Raw genomic sequence first — 22,946 nt, 5'->3', positions numbered from 1 at the left:
ATCAAAGATACTACTTTATATGCTAGGCGAGAGAAAAATATGCCTCAGACTGTTAAGAAGCGCTTGCTTTTTACCTGTCTGCGAGGTGTTTTTATAACCACTCCGCTTCTTGTCGAGTTTCAAGCTTTGAAAGAAGTTGTTTCTAAACAGCCTGAGAATGCCAGCATAGGTTTTATTTATACACTGGCAGATGTTAGTCCACTTGTTACATTAATTGATGCAGAAACCATGAGGCGATGGAAAAATAAATAATTAATGAAAAAATATCATTGATTGTCGTAATAAGCGGCCCGGACGCTACAGCCGGATCGATATTCAACTTGTAAAGAACTAATGGAATCACTGTGCCAGAAAGCGTTCCGATAATAAGCGTTAAGAGTAGGGAAGAGCTGACAACCACTCCCAGTATGGCGTTCCCTTGCCAAAAAAAGGCGATCAGGAAAATTAAAATAGCACATACAATACCTATAATAAAGCCCACGCCAAACTCTCGAGCGACAAGGCTCATCACCGTCTTCATATCAATGTCCCGGGAGGCGAGGCCACGTACAACAACAGCGAGGGATTGAGTACCTGTATTACCGGTCATGCCGGAAATCATCGGCATGAAAAAAGTAAGGGCCACTACTTGTTTCAGTGTGTCTTCAAAGCCTGAGATAATGCTTCCGGACACAAGGCCGATAAATAGAAGTAGAATAAGCCAGGGCAGCCGACGGAAAGCAGCAGTGGAAGCTTTTGTGTCAAAGTCAATCGCTTTACCAGAGGCAGAAAGCTTTTCAATGTCTTCGTTCGCTTCCTGAATGACGACATCAATAATATCATCAAACGTGACAATTCCAACAAGCACATCCTCGTCATTGACGACAGGAATAGCCAGAAAGTCATAACGCTCGATTAAACGAGCAATTTCTTCCTGATCCGTGTAAACGGAAACAGAAATCACCCGTCCATACATGACATCACTTACCTTTTCACTGGCGTCAGCTAAAAGCAGGTCGCGGTAGGAAACGACACCGACAAGCTTTTTTTCAGCATTAATAACATACAAATAGTTTATTGTCTCAGCAAACTCTGCAAAGGTTTTTAATTTATCAACTGCTTCCCGCACTGTATAAGTGTCTCTAATCCACACGAACCGGTTTGTCATGAGCCGGCCGGCAGTTTCAGCAGGATAAGCCATCATGCTTTCGATGATAGTCGACTCTTCTTTTTTCATGCCCGCTAAAAACAGTTTAATTTTTTCAGGGGACATATCGTCCAGCAGGGAAGCCAAATCATCGTTATCCATGTCATCAAGAACTTTTCGGGATCGCTCTTTTCCTACTTTTTTCAGTACATCCAGCTGATTTTCATTATCAAGTTCCTGGATCATATCCGTCAAAATAGGAATGCTGAGCTGAAGCAAAAATCTTGTCTGATGTTTTTCAGGCAAGTTTGTATAAATGGCTGCCATATCATAAGGATGCAGTTCGTCCAGCAGTTTTTGGAGCTCCTTCTTTTTTCCTTCTTTTAACGCTTTTATGATAAGAAGAGTCATTTGATCTTCAGTTAAATTTGTCAGCATAAGCATCCCTCCTTGGTGAAAAAATCATTCTTTCCTATTATAAAACGAACAGAAAAGGAAAGTGAAAAAAGAATCACATATTTATTAGATTTTAACATACGAGTTTTTGATTTCTTTTGCTAAAATAGAAAGTATAACATATTGATGCGGAAAAGACGTCGTAATTTCGAGAAAATCGGGGGGCATCGCTTTGAAGAGCCAAGGGACTATGAAAGAGCTTATTTATGTTCACTTAAATACAGCTCACCAATATGCAATTTCATATGGTATTGATTTTCATGATTTTGTTCGGAGCCTTTCTCAAGAGCTGAATCATTTATTGCTTTTGAAGCATGAATACAGCGAGGCGGGTTTTAATATGCATACGAGGTTTAATTACGTGGACGCAGAAGAAGTTAAGAACCTTCTTAAAGAACCGATTGCTGAATACGGCGACTTCTGCTGGCTGGATTTCGATGATATGGAAGGACTTAATGAGCTAGAGGGTCGAGAGATTGCCGAGCTACTTTACCTTGGCCATTGCAAGCATCATTTGCGGGTCCCTTTTTACAGTAAATTGAACAATCGCTATGCTTATCTTTCTGAAGAAGATGAATGGTTTAATAAAACATATTATCGTTATCTTCCTGATTTTTATTTTATGCTCGGGCAGGCCATTTCGTTCAAGCTCGGCTACTTTCGCAGCGAGAAGTCTTTTTTTGCCTTGCGAAAAGGTAATTCTTTTCCGCCTGTTCCAAAAGAAATGGTTGCTTCTTTTACAGATAAAATGAAAGAAGGCATGGTCATTTCTTTGACGAAGACGGTGCAAAGCAGAACAAAGGTAGAAGTGCCGGTATGGGTAGTAGGAGATTACATTAATATGGACGAAATGTTTGATGAATATGTAAATTGTTACAAACAGCCGCCAGATGGCCACTTTGAATTTGATAAAAAGACTCGTGAATGGAGTGTGTATTTTTAAGAAAGGAAAAGTCCTGAATCAGTCGTTGGATGGCTTATTCAGGATTTCTTTTTAGAGGGAGTGTAAAAATAAAGAGGAATTGAAGGCGAAACTTCCGCCTTGTTGTGGAACCTCGCTTGCAGAAGCAGCGTTTTTTCAGGTAGAAGGATAAGCATGAGCTCTGGCGTATTAAACGCATAAGTATCAAATAGGAAGAATAATAATCATTAATAAAAACTTTGACAAATAGGCTCAAAATTCACCAACTTGTCCGTCTCATGTCGCATTGGTGCAATCAGCCCTACTGTTCCTTGAGGAGTGGGAATGAGCAGCGAAGCTACTATAGAAATAAAATTCTGATGATTAATTTTTGCGTGCTGGAAAATTTTACTGATGCAAGCGCATGGTAGGCAGCAACTAGAAAGCGGAACAAATCGGGAAGATAGTTGCATGGAATTTTAGTTTTTCTTTGCTTAAAGCATGATAGAATGGAAACAATGAAATTTTTCATTTATTTATTGGAGGGCTAATATGAGAACGAAACTGTGTTTATTATATGGGGGAAAATCCGCTGAACATCAGGTGTCTTTACAAACGGCGAAAGCGGTTATTGGCGCACTTGATCTAAATAAATTTGATATTTATCCTATTTATATTACAACAGAGGGAAATTGGATTGAAGGGAACAAGCTGACTGGTCCCGTCAACCAAGTATCCGAGCTGCAGTTTGCGAGTGATGGCCAGCCGTCCACAGTGGCTCAAAGCCTCGTTTCCAAAAAATACGATGTCATTTTTCCGCTTTTACATGGGCCAAATGGCGAAGATGGTACTGTCCAAGGGCTGCTTGAGGTAATGAATCTTCCTTATGTCGGCAATGGCGTACTTGCTTCATCAGCCGGCATGGATAAAGTAATTATGAAAAATATCTTTGCTCAGGCTCATTTGCCGCAAGTAAACTACGTGTGGCTTACACGCAAAGGGTGGATGGAAGATAAAGAAGCAGCCTATGAGAAAGCAGAAAAAGAGCTGGGATACCCATGCTTCGTCAAGCCGGCTAACCTTGGATCAAGCGTAGGTATTAGTAAATGCACAAATCGAGAGGAATTGGAAGCAGCCTATGAGGAAGCGTTCCAGTTTGATCGCAAAATTATTGTAGAAGAGGGCGTCGCAGCAAGAGAATTGGAAATTGGCTTGCTTGGAAATGAAGACCCGAAATGTTCTATCATTGGTGAAATTGTTCCGAAAAAGGAATTTTATGATTATAAAGCGAAGTATGAAGACGGAAATACGGCATTAATTATTCCTGCTGAAATTTCTGAAGAGGCACAAGTTAACATGGAAAGAATGGCTATTACTGCTTTTCAGGCATTAGATTGCTCGGGGCTTGTTCGCGCTGACTTCTTCTTAACGGAAAAGGGAGAGCTGCTGATTAATGAAGTAAACACGATGCCTGGATTTACTCCTTTTAGTATGTTCCCTCTGCTTTGGAAGCATGCGGGCGTTGAATATCCTCTATTAATCGAAAGATTAATTGATCTTGCAAAAGAACGCTATGAGGAAAAACAGCAACTTAAATATACTTTTTAAAGGTGGACATTGATTTTATGATGCGTAAGACCATTGAACAAATAGCAAATATAATAAAAATAGAAAATAACTTTGAGTCATTCAAAGATTATCTTATTCAAGGAGTGGCCATCGATTCTCGCAAAGCGACGAACGGTCAGTTGTTTGTCCCGTTTAAAGGGGAAAATACGGACGGCCACCAGTATATTAGACAGGCGATTAACCAGGGGGCAGCTGCTGCCCTTTGGCAGAAGGACAGGCCAAACCCGCCCGAGGATTTGCCGGTGTTAGTTGTAGAAGATACTTTGAAGGCACTGCAACAGCTAGCTAAAGCCTACCGGGAAGAGTTGGATGTAAAGGTCATTGGCATTACTGGTAGCAATGGAAAAACAACGACGAAAGATATGACAGCAAGCCTGCTTTCTCGAAAATTCAAGGTGCAAAAAACAGAAGGAAACTTCAATAACCATATTGGTCTTCCGCTAACTATTTTATCTTTAAAGGAAGATACAGAAGCGGCTGTTATTGAGATGGGGATGAGCAGTAAAGGTGAAATCGACCTGTTAACGAAGATCGCTTCTCCAGACGTTGCTATCATTACTAATATTGGGGAAGCTCATTTGCAGGATTTAGGATCAAGAGAGGCAATTGCTGAAGCAAAACTAGAAATTATCAATGGTCTCGCTGCTGATGGTACACTAATCTATCATGGAGATGAACCACTATTAAAGGAAGCCTTAAAAGAGACAGAATTAAAGACGGAAACCTTTGGTCTAGAGGCAGAAAACGATATGTATCCTCTCTCTGTTCAGACCCTTCAGGATGGAAGTCGGTTTAAGGTCAATAAAGCGCCTGACATGGAATTTTTTCTGCCTATCATCGGCAGACACAATGTATTAAATGCAATGGCTGCTATGCTGGCAGCCCACAAAATGGGTCTTACTTTTGAAGAGATGAAAATAGGTTTGACATCTGTCGAGTTAACAAAAATGCGGATGGAAATGAAAGATGGCATGAAGGGCACGAAGATTATTAATGACGCTTATAATGCCAGCCCGACTTCTATGAAAGCGGCTATTGAGTTGGCTGAAAAGATGCCAGGATTCAAGCGGAAGATTCTTGTGCTGGGAGACATGCTTGAATTAGGTCTAGATGAGGAGTTATTCCATTATCAAGTTGGCCAAACGGTAGAGGGGGAAGCGATTGATTATCTCTTTACACTTGGCCGGCTCGGTCAATTTATTGCGGCCGGCGCGAAAAACTCTCTTGGAGAAGACCGCATCTTCGCTTTCAGCGACAAACACGAGCTCATTGAGAAGCTAAAGTCGATTGTTGCTAGTGGCGATTTAATTGTTGTTAAAGCTTCTCGCGGTGTTAGACTTGAAGAAGTAGTAGAGGCACTTGAATGTAATTGACAGTAAGGGAAGCTGTGTCACAGCCGGAATGCAGGACAAGCATTTGAATGAAAGCGGGCGTCCGGACTTGTGTATAAATTCAACACCAGGTAGAGCCCCTGGTGTTTTTCTTTTGAACTGCAAGGGGAACGGGTAATGACTATCGTATATAAAAGAAAATAGTTAAGAAAAGGAAATGATGAAGATGATTGGTTGTTTATGCATTCACGGTTTTACTGGAGCTCCCTACGAAGTAGAACCTCTCGCTGAGTATTTGCATGAAAAAACAACTTGGAAAATCGTTGTACCTACACTTCCGGGTCACGGAGAGACTCTTTCTTTAAAAGGAATTACTTATCAGCAGTGGATTGGCCATGCAGAAAGAGAAATGAAAAACCTGCTTTCCGAGTGTGAGACGGTCTATGTCATTGGATTTTCTATGGGTGGATTGATTGCGGCTTACTTAGCAGAAAAATATCCTGTAGAGAAACTTATATTATTGAGCGCTGCGGCTAAATATATTAATGTGGGGCAATTACTTAAAGACATGAAGGAAATGTGGAAAGACGCTAGAAACGGTAAGCTGAGTGAAAATGAATTGTTTTTGCGCTACAAGAGTAAGTTTTTGCTCACGCCTATATCAGCAGCCTGGCAGTTCCGAAAAATGGCTGCTTATAGCAGGCCGCTTTTTTCGAGAATTCAGACGCCAACCTTCATTGCTCAGGGGTTGGCAGACGGGATTGTGCCGCCTAAGAGCGCCGAATATATCTACAGATGCTTGCCAGCTCACCAGAAGGAAATTTACTATGTGCCGCATGCGAAACACCATATTTGCCATACGGGAGAAAAGGAGCGGTTGTTTGAAAAAGTCTTTACATTTTTAACGGGAAGTAGTAGAGTGATTTAAATATCGATTGTGTTGTAATGAACCAATAAAAATGATATGATGACAATAACTTTTGCTCTTCATACGAAGAGTATTTTTTGTTTGATACGGCAATCGAAACAGAAGGAGAAGAAAATATTGACGAAATTTAAAGAACTAAATTTAAGTGAAACCACTTTAAAAGCTATTGATAAAATGGGATTTGAAGAAGCAACACCAATCCAGGCACAGACAATTCCAGCGGGTCTTGAAGGGCGAGACATTATTGGTCAGGCACAGACAGGAACAGGAAAGACAACGGCTTTCGGTGTGCCAATGATCGAAAAAATTGATACACATAACCACATGGTACAAGGATTAGTTATTGCTCCAACTCGTGAGCTCGCTATTCAAGTATCAGAAGAGCTTTACAAAATTGGCAGCGGCAAACGCGTCGGCATTTTAGCCGTATATGGCGGTCAGGACATTCAACGTCAAATTCGCGCATTGAAAAAACGCCCTCACATCATTGTAGGAACACCAGGACGGATTCTCGATCACATTAATCGGAAAACGTTGAAGCTTGATAACTTACAGACACTCGTATTGGATGAAGCAGATGAAATGCTGAACATGGGCTTTATTCAAGATATTGAGGCTATTCTTTCCCACATGCCGGCTGAACGCCAGACATTGTTGTTTTCAGCGACAATGCCTAAGCAGATTCGTGCGATAGCTGAAAGATTTATGAATGACCCTGTGACTATTCGAGTGAAGACGAAAGAGATGACTGTTTCCAACATTGAGCAGTTTTATGTAAAAGTGCATCAACGCGATAAATTTGACGTGCTTTCTCGCTTGATCGATGTTCATTCACCAGAGCTGGCGATTATTTTCGGCCGCACTAAAAGACGTGTAGATGAATTAGCCAATGCTTTAAGCCTTCGTGGTTATCAAGCAGAGGGAATTCATGGCGATTTAACTCAGGCAAAGCGCTTGACTGTGCTGAAGCGTTTTAAAGAGGGGAAAATCGATGTGCTTGTGGCGACAGACGTAGCTGCTCGCGGACTGGATATTTCTGGCGTTACCCACGTATATAATTACGATATCCCACAGGACCCAGAAAGCTATGTACACCGCATCGGTCGTACAGGCCGCGCCGGTAAAGAGGGAGTCGCTATTACATTCGTTGAACCGAGAGAAATGGGTTATCTGAAAGAAGTAGAAAGAACAACGAAGAAAAAAATGTCCCCGATGGCTGCCCCTACATGGGATGATGCATTGGTTGGACAGCAGCAGGCTGCTGTTAATGAACTAGAAGAGTCTGTCGCTAAAAATGATCTCTCTCAATATAAAGCATTGGCGAAAGGCTTACTTGACCAGTATGATGCTGAACAGCTTGTAGCTGCTGCTTTAAAATTGATCACAAAAGAGCCAGATCGGACACCGATTCATATTACAAATGAGTCTTCTCTTCCGCAAAAGAAAGATAAGTTCCGTTCTAAAAATTCAAGTTCTAAAAAGCCGTATGGCAGCCGCCAAGGCGGACGTTCATCCGGCGGCAATCGCTCTTACAACCGTGATCGCAAAAGCAATCCAAGAAGAAAATATACTTCCCAATAAATCATGAACGATAAGAGGCTGTCCCATGAAGTTAGTAAAGCGCTGACTTTGGGGCGGCCTCTTTTTTTCATGGAAGTTTCTTGATCACATACCGATTTTTCTAGAAAAAGTGAAAGAAGATGAAACTTTTACCAGCTTTAAAACGTTATAACAGGAAAACAATGATGAAGGCTGTGAATATGAATATGGAAGAACCTGCAAAAAGAATTTCAAAAAAAGCTTTAAAAGTATGGAGAATATCAGGGAGCATCAGTTCTGTTTTCTTATGGCTCTTAGTTATCGGAGCTGGTGTATTCATTGTGATTAAACAGTGGCCGTTATGGATTCTTTTTCTTCTTGTAGCAGTGGGCGTGTTAGAAGTGCTGACGGTTGTTATGGCTCTGCCGAATATGCGATGGAAAAGATGGAGGTATGAAGTGAGGGAGCAGGAGATTGAGCTGCAGCGAGGGGTATTTGTTGTTCGTCGTACGCTGATCCCTATGACCCGTGTGCAGCATGTCGATACAGAACAAGGACCGCTCCTGCGTAAATATGGTCTAGGGGCGATTAAAATCTCGACGGCCGCGACAATTCATGAAATACCAGCCGTTGAGATGGAAGAGGCGGAAGAAATGAGAAGGGTCATTTCGGCTCTTGCAAGGGTGGCGGAAGAAGATGTCTAATCCTAAGAAGCTTCATCCTATCGCTGCGTTGTTAACTTTTTTTAAGGAATTGAAAAGTCTTATCCTGCCTGTTGTTTTCGTGATTTTTATCGGAAACGGAGAGCGGAATAGTTTTTGGGACTATTTCCCGATTGTAGCTATAGGAATGGTCGTTCTATACGTTCTTATTTCTGGTATTGTTAAATGGCTGCGCTTTACTTATAGACTGGAAGAAAATGAATTTAAAATTGAATATGGTCTCTTCGTGAAAAAGAAACGCTATATTCCAATCGAGCGCATTCAAAGCTTAAATGTGTCAGAGGGGCTGCTGCACCGGATGTTTGGTCTTGTGAAAATTACAGTAGAGACAGCGGGAGCAGGGGCTGAATCTGAATCGGAAGCAGAGTTGACTGCTATTACAAAAGAAGAAGCACAAGCTCTTCAACAATTAATTAACCAAGAAAAAAAGCGAAAAGCCCCAGTAGATGTTACCGATGATCTCCTTGAGAAAGTAAAGACAAACGGGGAAGAAGACGTTATTTATCAAGCTCAACTGTCCGAATTGTTGCTCCTAGCCGCCACATCAGGAGGGATCGGTGTGGTCGTTTCGGCGGTATTCGCTTTTCTATCCCAGTTTCAAGATATCATTCCCTATGAGAAGATTTTTAAAGAAGCTTCACATTTTATCGAAATGGGAACCGTCTTTATTGCATTCATTGTTTTTCTGGCTTTATTTGCCGCCTGGATTATTTCAATTGGAATGACCTTATTGAGATATGCGGGGTTTACTCTGTGTCACAAGGAAGAAAGTTTGATCATCCGACGAGGACTGCTTGAAAAACAGCAGCTGACAGTCCCGATGGATCGTATACAGGGAATTACTATTCTAGAGAATCCGCTCAGGCAAGGGTTGGGTTACTGTTCTGTTCATCTAGAAAGTGCGGGGGGAACGGCTAAAGAGAAAGACAATGCAAATATGGTCGTTATGCCGATGGTAAAAAAAGAACAAGCACTAAAGATGCTGGCGGAAATCTTTCCAGATTATTGTTTTTCAGTAAAGCTGACTCCTGCTCCGGCACAAGCGATAAGCAGGTATATGGGAAGAGCTTGCTTATATCTGGCTTTACCGGTGGCGCTAGCTACCTGGTTTTTTTGGCCATTTGGCTTGGCGTTTCTAGCTGTTTTTCTGCCTGCGGCTCTTTATGGGTTTATTTGCTTCAAAGCGGTTGGATGGAATATTCAAGGGAACCAATTTACTGTTAGAACGAGAAGGGTCTCCCTCCAAACAGCTTTTATGATGAAGAATCGTATTCAATCGTTGGAAATGATAAATACATGGCGGCAAAGGCGAAAAAAACTGTCATCCATTCATTCAGTGATCAGGAGTGGGATAGGCGGCAAAAAAATAAAACTAATAGATGCTTCAGCAGTTGATGGGGAAAAAATATACCAGTGGTACGAATTAAGGAAGAAGGGTTAACTAACATGATAAGAGGCATTGGAATGGATATTGTAGAGATTAGCCGGATCCAAAGGCTCATACAAAGGCAGCCAAAGTTTGTTGAACGAATTTTAACAGAGAAAGAGAGAGAAGTGTTTAACAGCAGGAATGGCAGGCGCCAATATGAATATGCAGCTGGCCGCTTTGCTGCAAAAGAAGCGTTCGCTAAAGCGCTTGGAAGCGGCATTGGTGAGCAGCTGTCTTTTCAAGATATTGAAACAGAGGCAGATGAATACGGCAAACCTTATATTAAATCCCCTTTTTTTGAGGGAGTACATTTATCTATTACACATAGCAAAGAATATGCAGCTGCTCAAGTCATCATAGAAAAATAAATAAAAAGAAACAGCCCCTTTTGGACAATCATATTTTGAAAGGTTGTCTCATATATTTTTAATGCGAAAGGGGTTGTGAGGAAATGACAAAAAGAAGGTTAGTCTGGCTGCTATGCCTGGTTGCTTTATTTGTTCTTTCTGCCTGCGGAGCAAAATCTAAGGAGGATGTGACAAAGGATTTAAATGAGAAAGCGGAAGAGATGAAGGGATACAAGGCTACCGCGCAAATGACGCTGCAGACAGGAGAGGAAAAACAGGCATATCACGTGGAAATTTGGAATAAAGAAAATAACTTTTACCGTGTAGAATTGTCCAATGATAAAAAGGATCAAAGTCAGATGATCCTGAAGAACGAATCAGGTGTATATGTTTTAACGCCGTCTTTGAATAAAAGCTTTAAATTTCAAAGTGATTGGCCGAAAAACAGCAGTCAAGCTTATTTGTTCGAATCACTTGTCAAAGACATTAAAAGCGATCAGGAGGCAACCTTTGAAGAAACAGACAAACACTATGTGTTTGAAACAAAGACAAGGTATCCAAACAGCCACATGCTTCCGCTTCAGGAAATCACTTTTAACAAACGTGATTTGTCCCCTGTTTCTGTAAAGGTGATGGATCCGGACCGCAAACCGGTATTGACTGTCAGTTTTACAAAAGTAGATTTTAAAGCGAGTTTTGAGAAATCATCTTTTGATGTGAAAAAGAATATGACCGGAGCTCAATTGGAAATGCCGGTGCTTGCTCAGGAACAGGAAAAGGAGTTCACGGTTTTTTACCCGCAGGCAGAAGTTGTTGGCAGCCGTTTGCTCGAGGAAAATGAAATGTTAACAGCTAGTGGTAAACGAATTGTTCTTACGTATGGAGGAGACAAGTCGTTCACAGTGGTTCAGGAAAAGGCGGTTACTCCGTCAGCTGCCTCGGTGGAAACGGCTAGTATGAGCGGGGAAATGGCCGATCTTGGTTTTGCGTTTGGTGAGATCACAGATCAGTCCCTTTCTTGGACTTATAAGGGGATAGACTATATGATTGCTTCTAAAGATTTAAGCGAAGCTGAGATGATTGAAGTAGCCCGCTCTATGCAGGCGGAAATGGAAAAGTAGACGGATACAGCCGCCTTGGATTGGGCGCTTTAGGAACGGGAATTTGACGTTCCTTTTTCTTTATTTAAATATAAAACTTGTCAATGGAAAAAGGGAAATTTCAGAGGGTGTTTAACAAAGGAGCCAGCGGGCAGAAGATTTCGCTTACAGGCTCATTGGTGCTGGCAGGGATAGCTTTTTTAATTACTAGGCAGCCCAAGGGTGGAAGTAACATTTCTGGCTCTTAATTATTTCTTTTTCTGAGAAGGGAGTGAATCGAACATCCTTGTTATCTAGAATCTGTTGATCCCTTCTTGCTGTATACTTAAAATAAGGTTGACAAGCAATCTAATTTTACAGCTTCACGTATACAGATAAGAAAGAAGGGGCATATGTTGACAGTAGAGACTAAGTTTTACCGTGATACATGGGCAGAGATCAATCTTGATCATATTTCGCACAATGTGAGGGAGACACTGAAGCTGCTTCCTGAACATACAAAGCTGTTTGCTGTAGTGAAGGCCAATGCTTATGGGCATGGAGATATACAAATAGCAAAAACGGCTGTAGAGGCAGGAGCTCAAGGGCTCGCTGTCGCTTTCTTTGATGAGGCGCTTTCTGTAAAGGAAGCTGGCTTACCTGTGCCGCTGCTCGTATTGGGGGCGAGTAGTCCGCATACAGCAAAAATAGCGGCCGAGCAGCAAATCTCATTAACTGTCTTTCAGAAGGAATGGTTGGAAAAAGCTGAGAAGCATCTTGAGGATGGTCAGGTACTTCGCGTGCATATTAAGTGTGACACAGGAATGGGGCGGCTCGGAGTAAAGACAGCAGCAGAACTCAATGAACTTGCTGAGTTTATCGAGCGTTCACCTAAGTTCTTTCTGGAGGGAGTGTTCACTCACTTTGCCACGGCGGATGACTTGCACACAGATTACTTTGAAGAGCAGTACCAGACTTTTACAAAGATGATTGCTGCGCTTGAAATTAAACCGGCCTTCATCCATTGTGCCAACAGTGCAACGACGCTGCGTTTTCAAAAAGCTTATTTTAATGCCGTTCGTCTTGGTATCTCGATGTACGGCCTTTCACCATCTGAGGACATGAAAACAGAGCTACCGTTTCCATTAAAGCAGGCTTTCTCTCTTCATACGAGAATCGTTCATATAAAAAAGCTGAACAAAGGTGAAAAAATCAGCTATGGAGCCACGTATGAAACGCAGCAGGAGGAATGGATTGCCACGTTGCCGATCGGCTATGCTGACGGTTGGCTGCGCAAGCTTCAGGGACAAGCTGTGCTTGTCGGTGGGAAAAAAGCGCCGATTGTCGGCAGAGTGTGTATGGATCAATGCATGATCCGTCTGCCCGAAGAAATGCCCATAGGAACAAAAGTAACACTGATCGGCAAGCAAGGCGAGGAAGAAATTACCATGGATGATATTGCCCGGAAGATGGAGACAATTAATTATGAGGTTCCCTGTATTGTTACCGCACGCGTACCGAGAGTTTATAAGCAAAACGGAGAAATTGTCGAGATTGTAAACCCCCTGATTAAATAAAAATTCAAGTTTATATTTATCGGCATTTTCCGTCAAGCTTTTAGTGGATTTGCGCTTTTTTTCTCTGTTATTTTAAGATAATAGCTGGGAAATTTGAATTCGCCTTCCCTTGTAAAAGAAAAGATGATATGATGAAAAGGACAGTTAACGAGACGGTGTAGTGATTGGTGGAGGTGTAGTTCGTGTCTGAATCAAGCGCAACAACAGAAGTGTTAATTCGTTTGCCACAACAATTTGTTAAAGAACTAGACGGGTATGCTGAACTTGAGAAGGTTAACCGCAATGAATTTATCTACAGAGCAACAAAAATGTATCTTCGGGAAAGAAAAAAACGTCAGATTAGAGAATCTATGCGGCGCGGGTACATGGAAATGGCTAAGATCAACTTAGCTATCGCCTCGGAGGCCATGCAAGCTGAGTATGAGGCCGGAAATACTGTAGAACGTTTAGTAAGTGGAGGATAATCCGTGTGATAGTTAAGCGTGGTGACGTATATTTTGCAGACCTGTCCCCTGTTGTCGGATCAGAGCAAGGCGGCGTGCGGCCTGTGCTAGTAGTTCAAAACGACATCGGGAATCGGTTCAGTCCCACTATTATTGTTGCTGCTATAACAGCGCAAATTCAAAAAGCTAAGTTGCCTACACATGTTGAAATTGATGCAAAGCGTTATGGCTTTGAACGTGATTCCGTTATCTTACTTGAGCAAATCCGGACGATCGACAAACAGCGTTTAACGGATAAAATCACTCAACTTGATGAGGAAATGATGGAAAAAGTGGACGAAGCCTTGCAGATCAGCTTAGGTCTTATTCAGTTTTAAATAGACGCCCGCTAGGTTATACTAGCCGGGCGTCTTATTTTTTTAGATGATATTTTGCCGGCAGGCAGTACTCTCGCTTTTTAATTGACGAAATAAACATTATAATGTTTAGTAGTGACGATAAATATCGGCGGATACAAAAAAAGGAAATGGAAATCGGTTTAGTTTTATGTTCGAAATTGTTAAAATTGAGAAAGTGGATTTGGGGATAATAAGCGGACGGGGCTGTCTGGAAAGTAAGGAGTCAGCTGCCTTCGGTTTCCTTGGATGAAAATCTCTATGTGTTATAGAGAGGGAAGGAGCCGGGCGTTTATGGGACAGTCTCTACATAGAGCAGATGCGTAGTCATCGAAAAAGAAGAATTGGAGTTGTCTTAATGCGTAAATTAATTTTTAACTATGTGCAAACCCATAAGAGTCAAATATTGAGCGAATGGATTAGCAAAATGAAACAAGACGCAGATGAGCGTGCTGTTCAAACGATGTCTGATCAAATGTTTACACAAACAAGCAGTGAGTTTATCGAGTTGCTTATTTCCAATTTTACTGAAACGGAAGAAGAATTTCAGTCAAAAGTTACTGGATTTGCGGAGAAGATTGTCAGACTAGGATGGCCCCTTACTGTTATTACACTTGGGCTGCATACATTTAGCCACATTATATCCGAGGGAATGACAAAGGAAGAATTGGTTGGACAGCATAATTATATCGAATTTTCTTTTGAATTTGAGCGCTGGATGTTCCCTTTATATAACACGATTATTGATACTTATGCTGATACGTGGGAACGCACGGTTTCTTTGCAAAAGATTGCCCTTCAGGAATTATCCGCCCCTCTTATCCCGGTTTTTGAGAAAATATCAGTTATGCCTCTTGTAGGAACGATTGATACAGAAAGAGCTAAACTTATTATGGAAAACTTGCTTGATGGGGTAGTTAACCATCGTTCGGAAGTTGTTCTTATTGATATTACGGGGGTTCCGGTTGTGGACACGATGGTGGCACATCATATCATCCAGGCGGCGGATGCTGTCCGGCTTGTTGGTGCTAAATGTATGATCGTGGGCATCCGTCCGGAAATCGCTCAAACGATCGTCACTCTAGGTATTAATCTGGATCAGGTTATTACTACAAGTACCTTGAAAAAAGGGATTGAAGAAGCTCTTGAGATGACGGAAAGAAAAATCATTGAAGTGGAGGAAGAACGATGAGAATACCAATTTTAAAACTTCATGATTGTCTGCTGATTTCAATTCAATGGGAACTGGACGATCAGACTGCCCTGCAGTTCCAAGAGGATTTGCTGCACAAAATTCATGAAACGAGCGCCCGGGGAGTGGTGATTGATTTAACTTCTATTGATTTTATCGATTCTTTCATCGCTAAAGTGCTCGGAGATGTAATCAGCATGTCGAAGCTTATGGGAGCGAAAGTTGTGATCACAGGAATTCAGCCAGCCGTTGCTATTACCTTGATCGAATTGGGTATACGTCTTGAAGATGTCTTGACAGCTCTTGATTTAGAAAAAGGTTTGGAGAAACTTCAACGGGAACTGGAGGACTAATCTATGGATTCTTGCGTCAAGATTACAAATGAATGGGACATCGTAGCTGCAAGGCAGCTTGGCAGGAATGTGGCCAAAGATCTAGGATTTGGCACGGTCGACCAGGCCCGTATCACGACAGCTATCAGTGAGCTGGCGCGTAATATTTACCTTTATGCCGGTCAGGGCCAGGTATGCATAGAAAAGACAGAGGCTGCCGGAAAAACCGGGTTAATCATTATTTCAGAAGATCAGGGACCTGGTATCCAAGATCTTCGTAAAGCAATGGAAGACGGTTTCTCCACCTCTGGAGGACTTGGAGCCGGTTTGCCTGGGGTGAAACGCCTTGTAGATGAGTTTACAATTGACTCTACTCCAGGAGAGGGGACTCTCATTAAGGCAATCAAGTGGCTCCGATAAGGAGGGCAAGTATGGAATTTAGGGAAGCAATGCAAGAAAAATATAAAGAAATTCTTGAGAGCTATATGAGGGATCAAAACGAGCAAGCTTTGTATCTTAGTCAAAAGTTCAGTAGAAAATCCATTGAACATAAAGTCTCTCCCGAAGAAATTATCAGTCTCCATAGAACTGCTTTGTTGGAACTCGGAATAGAAACTTCCGAGGCGATGCTCCCCTCTTTCGACATCTTGCTTGAAGTGATGATGGCGTATGGTCTTGCTTATCGTGAGCATCAAAATTTGCGGACGATTCAGCAGGAATTAAAAAGTGAGATTGAAGTGGCGGCTAATATGCAGCAAACACTTCTAGGGACGCAGGTTCCGAATGTGGATTGCCTTGACATAGGAGCTATTAGCGTGCCGGCGAGACAAATGAGCGGGGATTATTATCATTTTGTTCAGGATGAGCAGGGAGCTGTCAGTGTGGCCATCGCGGATGTAATTGGAAAAGGAATTCCGGCGGCACTGTGCATGTCAATGATCAAATATTCCATGGATAGTTTACCAGAGGGACGGCATGAACCGAGCCGCGTGCTGGAAAGCCTAAATAGAGTGGTAGAACAAAATGTAGACCCGACGATGTTTATTACCATGTTCTATGGGATGTATAATACAATGAATCATACATTCTATTATTCTTCCGCAGGTCATGAACCGGGCTTTTTCTACAATCATGAAACAAAAGAATTTGAAGAGTTGTATGCAAAAGGGCTCTTGCTTGGTGTAGATAAGAAAACAAAATACCGCCAGTTTGAGAAAAAAGTTGAAGTAGGGGATATTATTCTGCTTATGTCTGACGGCGTAACAGAATGCCGAACCGAAGAAGGCTTTATAGAAGTAGATACGTTAATGGGATACATTAAAAAATATATTCACCTGGAAGCCCAAGAGATTGCAGATAAGGTATATAAAGAACTTGAGTTTTTACAAGACTTCCAGCTGCGGGATGACTTCACTTTAATTATTTTAAAGAGAATAAAGTAAGAAAAGGTTTATCTCTCTTTCAGCTGGGTATACTTTAAAAACAGTGGAGTAATAAAGAAGAGGTGGGTTTAAAATGAATATTACAATTGACGTAAAAGAAACAGAACAACAAATCACAGTGAGAATCACTGGAGAAATTGATGCATATACAGCACCTAAGCTTCGTGAGACTGTTTTTCCATATACCGAGAAAGAAAAGGCGAACATAGTAATTGATTTGTCTGAAGTATCTTATATGGACAGTACAGGTCTAGGTGTATTCGTTGGGCTTTTCAAAAGTTTAAATGCTAATGGGGGCACTCTGCAGTTGATTGGTTTATCAGAACGCTTGAGAAGATTGTTTGATATCACCGGCCTTGCAGATATTATGAATATTAATTCTGAAGTAGAAGGTGGCGTTTGATGATGGAAGCGTTTGATTACATCGAGATGAAAATCCCGGCCAAGCCGGAATTTGTGGGCGTTATCAGGTTGACGCTTTCAGGAATTGCGAGCAGAATGGGATTTACATATGATGCGATTGAGGATTTGAAAATAGCTACTAGCGAAGCAATCACCAACGCTGTCCAGCATGCTTACAACGGCGATGAAGAAGGTGAAGTGGTGGTTGGCTTTGCTCTTTATCAGAAACATTTAGAAGTGATGGTATCTGATAACGGAAAAAGCTTTGATTTCCGCGAAACAAAGAAAGCATTAGGCCCTTACAAGGAGAATTCTGTGGAATTTCTGCGTGAAGGAGGCTTAGGTCTATTTCTCATCGAAACATTAATGGACGAAGTAAAGGTTCATCAAAAGGAAGGGGTTACTTTGTTCATGACGAAGTACCTCGAAGGAGAGCAGGTGGAGAGGGATGCGGAAACCATCTCAACCTAACCAGGATACAAAACAGCAAGTTGTTGAGTGGATCAAAGCTTATCAGAACGACAGTGATAATGAAGCACAAGAACATCTCGTAAAACATTACCAAGGATTAGTTGAATCCATTGCCCGTAAATATTCAAAAGGCAAATCTTATCATGAAGATATTGCTCAAGTCGGAATGATGGGCCTTTTAGGGGCAATTAGACGATATGATGATGCTTATGGTAAGAGTTTTGAAGCCTTTGCTATTCCGACAATCGTTGGAGAGATTAAGAGGTTTTTGCGGGATAAGACGTGGAGTGTTCATGTTCCAAGGCGGATTAAGGAACTGGGGCCAAAAATTAAATCCACAGTGGAGGAGCTAACCTCTAGCTTACAGCGTTCTCCAAAGGTAGATGAGATTGCGCGTTATCTTGATATTTCTGAAGAGGAAGTTTTGGAAGCGATGGAGATGGGCAAGAGTTATCAAGCTTTATCTGTTGACCACTCAATTGAAGCAGATTCCGATGGCAGCACAGTGACACTTCTAGATATCGTCGGGAATAGAGAGCAAGGTTATGAGAGGGTAGACCAGCGACTTGTACTTGAGAAGGTGCTTCACGTATTGTCCGACCGTGAACGTCAAATTATCCAGTATACTTATTTAGAAAATATGAGTCAGAAGGATGCGGGAGATAAGCTAAACATTTCTCAAATGCATGTATCGCGCCTGCAAAGAAGAGCAATCAAGAAGCTGAAAGAAGCAATTGATGCTGAATCAATGACATCGGAGCGGTTGACTTAATGAATTGTTTTCAAAATGAACAGCTAGAGATCTGTGCTAATAAAGCCGCAAAAGGCGGCCAGCCATTTTGCGGTGACAGTTACTATATTCACACAACAGATGACTATTTAATCTGTGTGTTGGCAGATGGACTGGGTAGTGGGGAGTTTGCTTTTCATTCTTCATCGGCTGTAACAAAAATAGTAGAAGAGAACCATCACGAGTCGGTTGATCTTCTAATGAGTTTAAGCAATAATGTTCTTTATCAAAAAAGAGGAGCAGCCGTTGCTATTTTAAAAGTTTATTTTAATACCCGTGAATTTGAATATAGTTGCGTTGGCAATATTCGGTTTTATTTATATACTGACAAGGAAAAATTAACTTACCCACTGCCGGTAACCGGTTATTTATCGGGCCGGCCTCAAAAATATCGGACACAACGCTTTACCTATGAGGCGAATTGCAAATTTCTTTTGCATTCAGACGGGATTAACGTTCTTAATGTCAAAGGACTAATGAGAAACCGTTCTATTCAACAAATCGCCTCTCTACTGGAGGAAGAAACAACCAAATCTGGCGATGACTCTACTTATATTATCGGAAGCCTGCTTTAATAAGCGCGGGCTTTTTTTCTTGTGATAAAATGAAAGATAGGAGAAGGAGGGGATTGGCATGCCCGTTGAAGCTATAATTGACAAAGAAAGCTTGATTAAACAAACAGCCCAGGATGAGAAATTAGAGGTAAAGAAAGTACGCGCAGTCATTGGGCTGATTGAGGAAGGAAATACTGTGCCTTTTATTGCCCGCTACCGGAAGGAAATGACTGGTGCGCTTAATGAAGTGGAGATTCAATCGCTTATCAATCGGTGGACCTACTTGCAAAACTTATCAACGCGCAAAGAAGAAGTCATTCGTCTAGTTGAAGAGCAGGGGAAACTAACGGAGGAATTGCGATCTGCTATTTTACAGGCAGAGAAAATTCAGGCTGTAGAAGATCTTTATCGTCCTTTCAAGCAAAAACGCCGGACAAAAGCAGCTATTGCCAAAGAAAAAGGATTGCTGCCGTTAGCAGAGTGGCTCTTGGAGATGCCTGCTTCTTCTGTAACAGCCCAGGCGAAAACATACATATCAAACGAAACAGGCGTCTCTTCTGTGGAGGAAGCAATTGAAGGTGCGCTGCATATTATTGCTGAGCAGGCGGCGGATGAAGCAGCGATTCGTCAGTGGATTCGCAGTGAAACCTTCAAAAATGGGAGCATTCATGCAACTGTTAAAAATAGGGAGTTAGACGAAAAGAATATATATGAAATGTATTATGATTACGAAGAACCTGTTGTGAAAATTGTTCCGCACCGCATATTAGCCCTGAATAGAGGGGAAAAAGAAGATGTTCTAAAAGTAAACATCCATACAGATTCAGAAAAAATCGTGCGTTACATAAGCAAGAAATATAAGGTGGATGACAAAGTCGAAGCTGGAGCATATGTACAACAAGCCCTTCAAGATGCATACAAGCGGCTCATCCAGCCATCCGTTGAACGGGAAGTACGCAATGAACTAACTGAAAAGGCGGAGGATCAGGCAATTCATATTTTCTCCGAAAACTTAAGGAAATTACTTTTGCAGCCTCCTTTAAAGGGAAAAATAGTTTTAGGCGTCGATCCTGCTTACCGAACAGGCTGTAAGCTTGCAGTGGTAGATGAAACAGGTAAGGTATTATATATAGGTGTTATTTATCCGCACCCGCCGAAATCTAAAAGAGCCGAGGCAGAAGAGCTTGTCCAAAAGCTTCTAAAGGAATATGGAGTGGAAATTATCGCGATTGGCAACGGAACCGCTTCGCGAGAGACAGAGCAATTTATAGCTGATGTCATTAAGAAAAGTGAATGTCAAACGGCTTATATTATTGTGAACGAAGCAGGGGCAAGTGTATATTCTGCTTCCGAAACAGCACGTGAGGAATTTCCGGATTTTCAGGTCGAAGAAAGAAGTGCTGTGTCAATAGCGCGGCGGTTGCAAGATCCTTTAGCTGAATTAGTAAAGATTGATCCAAAATCAGTTGGTGTAGGCCAATATCAGCATGATGTTTCTCAAAAAAAGCTAAATGAGTCGCTCACATTTGTAGTAGAAACAGCAGTTAACCAAGTAGGAGTGAATTTGAATACAGCCTCTTCCTCATTATTGCAGTATGTAGCCGGCTTGAATAAAACTGTAGCTAATAATATTGTTAAATTTAGAGAAGATAACGGTAAATTTAATAATCGCTCTCAAGTCAAAAAAGTTCCTCGGCTTGGTGCGAAAACTTTCGAGCAATGTATAGGGTTTTTAAGAATTATGGATGGGCAGGAACCGTTGGATAAAACAGCGATCCACCCTGAAAGTTATTCAGAAGTGAAAAAACTGCTTCAAAGTATTGGCTATACCACAAAAGATGTAGGATCCAAAGAGCTCAAAGATACATTGGATAAAGTTTCTGTTGAGCAGGCTGCAGAAGAGTTAGGCATTGGGGTCCTAACAATGCAGGACATCAAGGATGCCCTTCAAAGACCGGGACGTGACCCTCGCGATGAACTGCCGACTCCGCTGTTAAAAACAGGAGTAATGAAATTGGAGGATTTAAAGCCTGGTATGGAAATGCAAGGGACTGTCAGAAATGTGGTAGACTTCGGTGCGTTCGTTGATATTGGAGTAAAAGAAGATGGTCTTGTTCATATTTCCAAAATGAAAAAAGGGTTCGTTAAGCATCCTCTCGATGTGACAGCTGTAGGTGATATTGTAACTGTCTGGATTGAACAGGTGGATGAGAAAAAAGGGAGAGTCTCTTTAACAATGATTCCTTCAGAAAAATAATTGAAGAAGAAAAGGAGCGGCCGGCTAATGAATGATCAGGAACTTCAGTTGCTTACAGAAAAGATATCAATAGAGTTATTTGGCCGTCCGTTTCTTCATAAAGCAACATTTAATTCAAGATTAAGAACTACTGGTGGCCGCTATATGATGCGGTCCCATAATATTGAAGTGAATAAAAAGTATTTGGAGGCCTATGGGCGGGAAGAAGTGGAAGGTATTATCAAGCATGAGCTATGTCACTATCACCTGCATTTAGAAGGAAAAGGACATAAACATCGTGATCGGGATTTTAAGCAGCTGCTAGAAAAGGTGCAAGGGCCTAGGTATTGCACTCCGTTGGAGAAAACAAAGCCCAAACAGCTAAGGCGTTTGTTGGTTTATGAATGCACTAATTGCCACCTTGCGTACCATCGTAGAAGAAAGATTGATACAGCCCGTTATGTATGTGGAAAATGTAAAGGAACGATTAAGTTCAAAGAAGAGAGAGCAGTAGACTAAAAATAATGGTTGAATTTGGTGAATGAGGAAAAGGAATGGGGAGTTTTTAATTTTATTGGACAAAGTTGTTGACTCATGTACTCTACTTTAATATAATACAAATTGTCGATAAAATGAATTTTATATTCCGCAGTAGCTCAGTGGTAGAGCAATCGGCTGTTAACCGATCGGTCGCAAGTTCGAATCTTGCCTGCGGAGCCATATTTTTTATGGGGAAGTACTCAAGAGGCTGAAGAGGCGCCCCTGCTAAGGGTGTAGGTCGCGTAAGCGGCGCGAGGGTTCAAATCCCTCCTTCTCCGCCATTATTTTAATAAGCATTGTGGCCCCTTGGTCAAGCGGTTAAGACACCGCCCTTTCACGGCGGTAACACGGGTTCGAATCCCGTAGGGGTCACCATTTTCTTATTGTTAACAATGGGCTATAGCCAAGCGGTAAGGCAACGGACTTTGACTCCGTCATGCGCTGGTTCGAATCCAGCTAGCCCAGTCACTATGAGCCATTAGCTCAGTCGGTAGAGCATCTGACTTTTAATCAGAGGGTCGAAGGTTCGAGTCCTTCATGGCTCACTATTTGCGGGTGTGGCGGAACTGGCAGACGCGCTAGAATCAGGCTCTAGTGTCCGCAAGGACGTGGGGGTTCGACTCCCTTCATCCGCATTGATGTGAGGTCGGCTTGCGTGAGGCAGGCTGTTTTTTTATTAGTGAGTTTGTTCGAAGAACGGCAGTTGATCAGGAGTCTAGTAAGTAGATTTATTTCTTTAAAAAATAGTTGACTAATTAACATTATTGCTTTAATATATTTCTAGTGACGTTAAATCAAAGAAAAGTACCGATCGAAATGAACAATCGTCTTTTATTTTGAAGATAAATATCGTTTCAAAAAGTACTTGATTTGATAAAGGGTATATGATATAATTAAGTTCTGTTGTTAAAAAACATGCGGTCGTGGCGGAATGGCAGACGCGCTAGGTTGAGGGCCTAGTGGGGGCGACCCCGTGGAGGTTCAAGTCCTCTCGACCGCACCATAAAATGCGCCCGTAGCTCAATTGGATAGAGCGTTTGACTACGGATCAAAAGGTTAGGGGTTCGACTCCTCTCGGGCGCGCC

Annotated in this window: 23 protein-coding genes and 8 tRNA genes; 30 read left to right on the top strand and 1 reads right to left on the bottom strand. The window is 41.8% G+C overall.

From position 1 onward, the window contains the following. Positions 1-205 precede the first annotated feature (205 nt). Complete coding sequence (gene mgtE / locus ACH0BF_RS06635; RefSeq protein WP_340851338.1) at positions 206-1,564, bottom strand: magnesium transporter; 1,359 nt, start codon at positions 1,562-1,564, stop codon at positions 206-208. 190 nt (positions 1,565-1,754) lie between these two features. On the opposite strand from mgtE, the gene ACH0BF_RS06630 reads away from it, so the two are divergent. From ACH0BF_RS06630 to ACH0BF_RS06485, 30 genes are all read left to right on the top strand, one after another. Beyond that, a complete protein-coding gene (locus ACH0BF_RS06630; protein WP_340851337.1) occupies positions 1,755-2,525 on the top strand; it encodes a hypothetical protein in 771 nt (256 codons plus the stop codon). A gap of 510 nt (positions 2,526-3,035) precedes the next feature. Beyond that, a complete protein-coding gene (locus tag ACH0BF_RS06625; RefSeq protein ID WP_120036075.1) occupies positions 3,036-4,091 on the top strand; it encodes a D-alanine--D-alanine ligase in 1,056 nt (351 codons plus the stop codon). 17 nt (positions 4,092-4,108) lie between these two features. Next, positions 4,109-5,485, top strand: a complete 1,377-nt coding sequence (locus tag ACH0BF_RS06620) for a UDP-N-acetylmuramoyl-tripeptide--D-alanyl-D-alanine ligase (RefSeq protein ID WP_120036076.1) — start codon at positions 4,109-4,111, stop codon at positions 5,483-5,485. 184 nt (positions 5,486-5,669) lie between these two features. Further along, positions 5,670-6,371 carry an alpha/beta hydrolase gene (locus ACH0BF_RS06615; RefSeq protein ID WP_120036077.1) on the top strand — a complete coding sequence of 234 codons (702 nt, stop codon included), beginning with the start codon at positions 5,670-5,672 and terminating at the stop codon, positions 6,369-6,371. 117 nt (positions 6,372-6,488) lie between these two features. Further along, entirely contained in the window at positions 6,489-7,952 is a 1,464-nt protein-coding gene (gene cshA, locus ACH0BF_RS06610) for a degradosome RNA helicase CshA (RefSeq protein ID WP_120036078.1), read from the top strand. Positions 7,953-8,131: 179 nt separating this feature from the next. Then, a complete protein-coding gene (locus tag ACH0BF_RS06605) occupies positions 8,132-8,614 on the top strand; it encodes a PH domain-containing protein (protein ID WP_406909223.1) in 483 nt (160 codons plus the stop codon). Next, on the top strand, positions 8,607-10,073 hold the full coding sequence (locus ACH0BF_RS06600) for a PH domain-containing protein (protein WP_340851332.1): 1,467 nt from the start codon (positions 8,607-8,609) through the stop codon (positions 10,071-10,073). Before ACH0BF_RS06605 ends, ACH0BF_RS06600 begins: the two co-directional genes overlap by 8 nt. A 5-nt stretch (positions 10,074-10,078) precedes the next feature. After that, complete coding sequence (gene acpS, locus ACH0BF_RS06595; RefSeq protein WP_120036082.1) at positions 10,079-10,429, top strand: holo-ACP synthase; 351 nt, start codon at positions 10,079-10,081, stop codon at positions 10,427-10,429. Between the two features lie 83 nt (positions 10,430-10,512). Beyond that, a complete protein-coding gene (locus tag ACH0BF_RS06590; protein WP_120036083.1) occupies positions 10,513-11,529 on the top strand; it encodes a LolA family protein in 1,017 nt (338 codons plus the stop codon). A gap of 371 nt (positions 11,530-11,900) precedes the next feature. Further along, complete coding sequence (gene alr, locus ACH0BF_RS06585) at positions 11,901-13,064, top strand: alanine racemase (protein WP_340851328.1); 1,164 nt, start codon at positions 11,901-11,903, stop codon at positions 13,062-13,064. A 182-nt stretch (positions 13,065-13,246) separates the two neighbouring features. Further along, on the top strand, positions 13,247-13,528 hold the full coding sequence (locus tag ACH0BF_RS06580) for a CopG family ribbon-helix-helix protein (RefSeq protein WP_120036085.1): 282 nt from the start codon (positions 13,247-13,249) through the stop codon (positions 13,526-13,528). 5 nt (positions 13,529-13,533) lie between these two features. Further along, on the top strand, positions 13,534-13,884 hold the full coding sequence (locus ACH0BF_RS06575) for a type II toxin-antitoxin system PemK/MazF family toxin (protein WP_041100719.1): 351 nt from the start codon (positions 13,534-13,536) through the stop codon (positions 13,882-13,884). A gap of 376 nt (positions 13,885-14,260) precedes the next feature. Then, entirely contained in the window at positions 14,261-15,094 is an 834-nt protein-coding gene (locus ACH0BF_RS06570) for an RsbT co-antagonist protein RsbRA (RefSeq protein WP_120036086.1), read from the top strand. After that, a complete protein-coding gene (locus ACH0BF_RS06565) occupies positions 15,091-15,447 on the top strand; it encodes an STAS domain-containing protein (RefSeq protein ID WP_049659773.1) in 357 nt (118 codons plus the stop codon). Before ACH0BF_RS06570 ends, ACH0BF_RS06565 begins: the two co-directional genes overlap by 4 nt. 3 nt (positions 15,448-15,450) lie before the next feature. Further along, on the top strand, positions 15,451-15,846 hold the full coding sequence (locus tag ACH0BF_RS06560) for an anti-sigma regulatory factor (protein WP_120036087.1): 396 nt from the start codon (positions 15,451-15,453) through the stop codon (positions 15,844-15,846). A gap of 11 nt (positions 15,847-15,857) precedes the next feature. Continuing rightward, the gene (locus ACH0BF_RS06555; protein ID WP_120036088.1) at positions 15,858-16,868 is read left to right on the top strand and encodes a PP2C family protein-serine/threonine phosphatase; all 1,011 of its coding nucleotides are present in this window, start codon (positions 15,858-15,860) and stop codon (positions 16,866-16,868) included. Between the two features lie 73 nt (positions 16,869-16,941). Further along, positions 16,942-17,271: an anti-sigma factor antagonist gene (locus ACH0BF_RS06550; protein WP_120036089.1), complete on the top strand. Its 330-nt coding sequence runs from the start codon at positions 16,942-16,944 to the stop codon at positions 17,269-17,271. Further along, positions 17,271-17,741, top strand: a complete 471-nt coding sequence (gene rsbW / locus ACH0BF_RS06545; RefSeq protein WP_120036090.1) for an anti-sigma B factor RsbW — start codon at positions 17,271-17,273, stop codon at positions 17,739-17,741. The genes ACH0BF_RS06550 and rsbW overlap by 1 nt, the downstream gene beginning before the upstream one ends. Next, positions 17,719-18,513 (top strand): RNA polymerase sigma factor SigB, encoded by a 795-nt coding sequence (sigB, locus tag ACH0BF_RS06540; RefSeq protein ID WP_120036091.1) that lies wholly within the window; start codon positions 17,719-17,721, stop codon positions 18,511-18,513. Before rsbW ends, sigB begins: the two co-directional genes overlap by 23 nt. Continuing rightward, entirely contained in the window at positions 18,513-19,106 is a 594-nt protein-coding gene (locus ACH0BF_RS06535; RefSeq protein ID WP_340851319.1) for a PP2C family serine/threonine-protein phosphatase, read from the top strand. The genes sigB and ACH0BF_RS06535 overlap by 1 nt, the downstream gene beginning before the upstream one ends. A gap of 58 nt (positions 19,107-19,164) precedes the next feature. Continuing rightward, positions 19,165-21,342 carry a Tex family protein gene (locus ACH0BF_RS06530; protein WP_406909102.1) on the top strand — a complete coding sequence of 726 codons (2,178 nt, stop codon included), beginning with the start codon at positions 19,165-19,167 and terminating at the stop codon, positions 21,340-21,342. Between the two features lie 27 nt (positions 21,343-21,369). After that, positions 21,370-21,840 carry a SprT family protein gene (locus ACH0BF_RS06525; protein WP_340851316.1) on the top strand — a complete coding sequence of 157 codons (471 nt, stop codon included), beginning with the start codon at positions 21,370-21,372 and terminating at the stop codon, positions 21,838-21,840. A gap of 126 nt (positions 21,841-21,966) precedes the next feature. Further along, positions 21,967-22,041, top strand: a tRNA-Asn gene (locus ACH0BF_RS06520). 10 nt (positions 22,042-22,051) lie between these two features. After that, positions 22,052-22,142: transfer RNA gene (locus tag ACH0BF_RS06515), tRNA-Ser, on the top strand. A gap of 19 nt (positions 22,143-22,161) precedes the next feature. After that, positions 22,162-22,236: transfer RNA gene (locus tag ACH0BF_RS06510), tRNA-Glu, on the top strand. 18 nt (positions 22,237-22,254) lie between these two features. Beyond that, positions 22,255-22,326 (top strand) — tRNA-Gln (locus ACH0BF_RS06505). Between the two features lie 7 nt (positions 22,327-22,333). Beyond that, positions 22,334-22,406, top strand: a tRNA-Lys gene (locus ACH0BF_RS06500). A 6-nt stretch (positions 22,407-22,412) separates the two neighbouring features. Further along, positions 22,413-22,496: transfer RNA gene (locus ACH0BF_RS06495), tRNA-Leu, on the top strand. A gap of 282 nt (positions 22,497-22,778) precedes the next feature. Then, positions 22,779-22,864, top strand: a tRNA-Leu gene (locus ACH0BF_RS06490). Positions 22,865-22,870: 6 nt separating this feature from the next. Further along, positions 22,871-22,944 (top strand) — tRNA-Arg (locus ACH0BF_RS06485). Positions 22,945-22,946: the final 2 nt, after the last annotated feature.

Origin of the sequence: Pseudobacillus sp. 179-B 2D1 NHS (assembly GCF_045370945.1) — a bacterium.
Classification (GTDB): domain Bacteria; phylum Bacillota; class Bacilli; order Bacillales; family Domibacillaceae; genus Pseudobacillus.
Note: the sequence above shows the minus strand (reverse complement) of the source record. Positions and strands in the feature narration are given on the sequence as shown.

Coding starts and splice junctions, on each gene's coding strand:
- mgtE (WP_340851338.1), bottom strand. CDS start 1,564: ATGCTGACAAATTTAACTGAAGATCAAATGACTCTTCTTATCATAAAA.
- ACH0BF_RS06625 (WP_120036075.1), top strand. CDS start 3,036: ATGAGAACGAAACTGTGTTTATTATATGGGGGAAAATCCGCTGAACAT.
- ACH0BF_RS06620 (WP_120036076.1), top strand. CDS start 4,109: ATGATGCGTAAGACCATTGAACAAATAGCAAATATAATAAAAATAGAA.
- ACH0BF_RS06615 (WP_120036077.1), top strand. CDS start 5,670: ATGATTGGTTGTTTATGCATTCACGGTTTTACTGGAGCTCCCTACGAA.
- ACH0BF_RS06605 (WP_406909223.1), top strand. CDS start 8,132: ATGAATATGGAAGAACCTGCAAAAAGAATTTCAAAAAAAGCTTTAAAA.
- ACH0BF_RS06600 (WP_340851332.1), top strand. CDS start 8,607: ATGTCTAATCCTAAGAAGCTTCATCCTATCGCTGCGTTGTTAACTTTT.
- acpS (WP_120036082.1), top strand. CDS start 10,079: ATGATAAGAGGCATTGGAATGGATATTGTAGAGATTAGCCGGATCCAA.
- ACH0BF_RS06590 (WP_120036083.1), top strand. CDS start 10,513: ATGACAAAAAGAAGGTTAGTCTGGCTGCTATGCCTGGTTGCTTTATTT.
- alr (WP_340851328.1), top strand. CDS start 11,901: ATGTTGACAGTAGAGACTAAGTTTTACCGTGATACATGGGCAGAGATC.
- ACH0BF_RS06570 (WP_120036086.1), top strand. CDS start 14,261: ATGCGTAAATTAATTTTTAACTATGTGCAAACCCATAAGAGTCAAATA.
- ACH0BF_RS06565 (WP_049659773.1), top strand. CDS start 15,091: ATGAGAATACCAATTTTAAAACTTCATGATTGTCTGCTGATTTCAATT.
- ACH0BF_RS06560 (WP_120036087.1), top strand. CDS start 15,451: ATGGATTCTTGCGTCAAGATTACAAATGAATGGGACATCGTAGCTGCA.
- ACH0BF_RS06555 (WP_120036088.1), top strand. CDS start 15,858: ATGGAATTTAGGGAAGCAATGCAAGAAAAATATAAAGAAATTCTTGAG.
- ACH0BF_RS06550 (WP_120036089.1), top strand. CDS start 16,942: ATGAATATTACAATTGACGTAAAAGAAACAGAACAACAAATCACAGTG.
- rsbW (WP_120036090.1), top strand. CDS start 17,271: ATGATGGAAGCGTTTGATTACATCGAGATGAAAATCCCGGCCAAGCCG.
- sigB (WP_120036091.1), top strand. CDS start 17,719: ATGCGGAAACCATCTCAACCTAACCAGGATACAAAACAGCAAGTTGTT.
- ACH0BF_RS06535 (WP_340851319.1), top strand. CDS start 18,513: ATGAATTGTTTTCAAAATGAACAGCTAGAGATCTGTGCTAATAAAGCC.
- ACH0BF_RS06530 (WP_406909102.1), top strand. CDS start 19,165: ATGCCCGTTGAAGCTATAATTGACAAAGAAAGCTTGATTAAACAAACA.
- ACH0BF_RS06525 (WP_340851316.1), top strand. CDS start 21,370: ATGAATGATCAGGAACTTCAGTTGCTTACAGAAAAGATATCAATAGAG.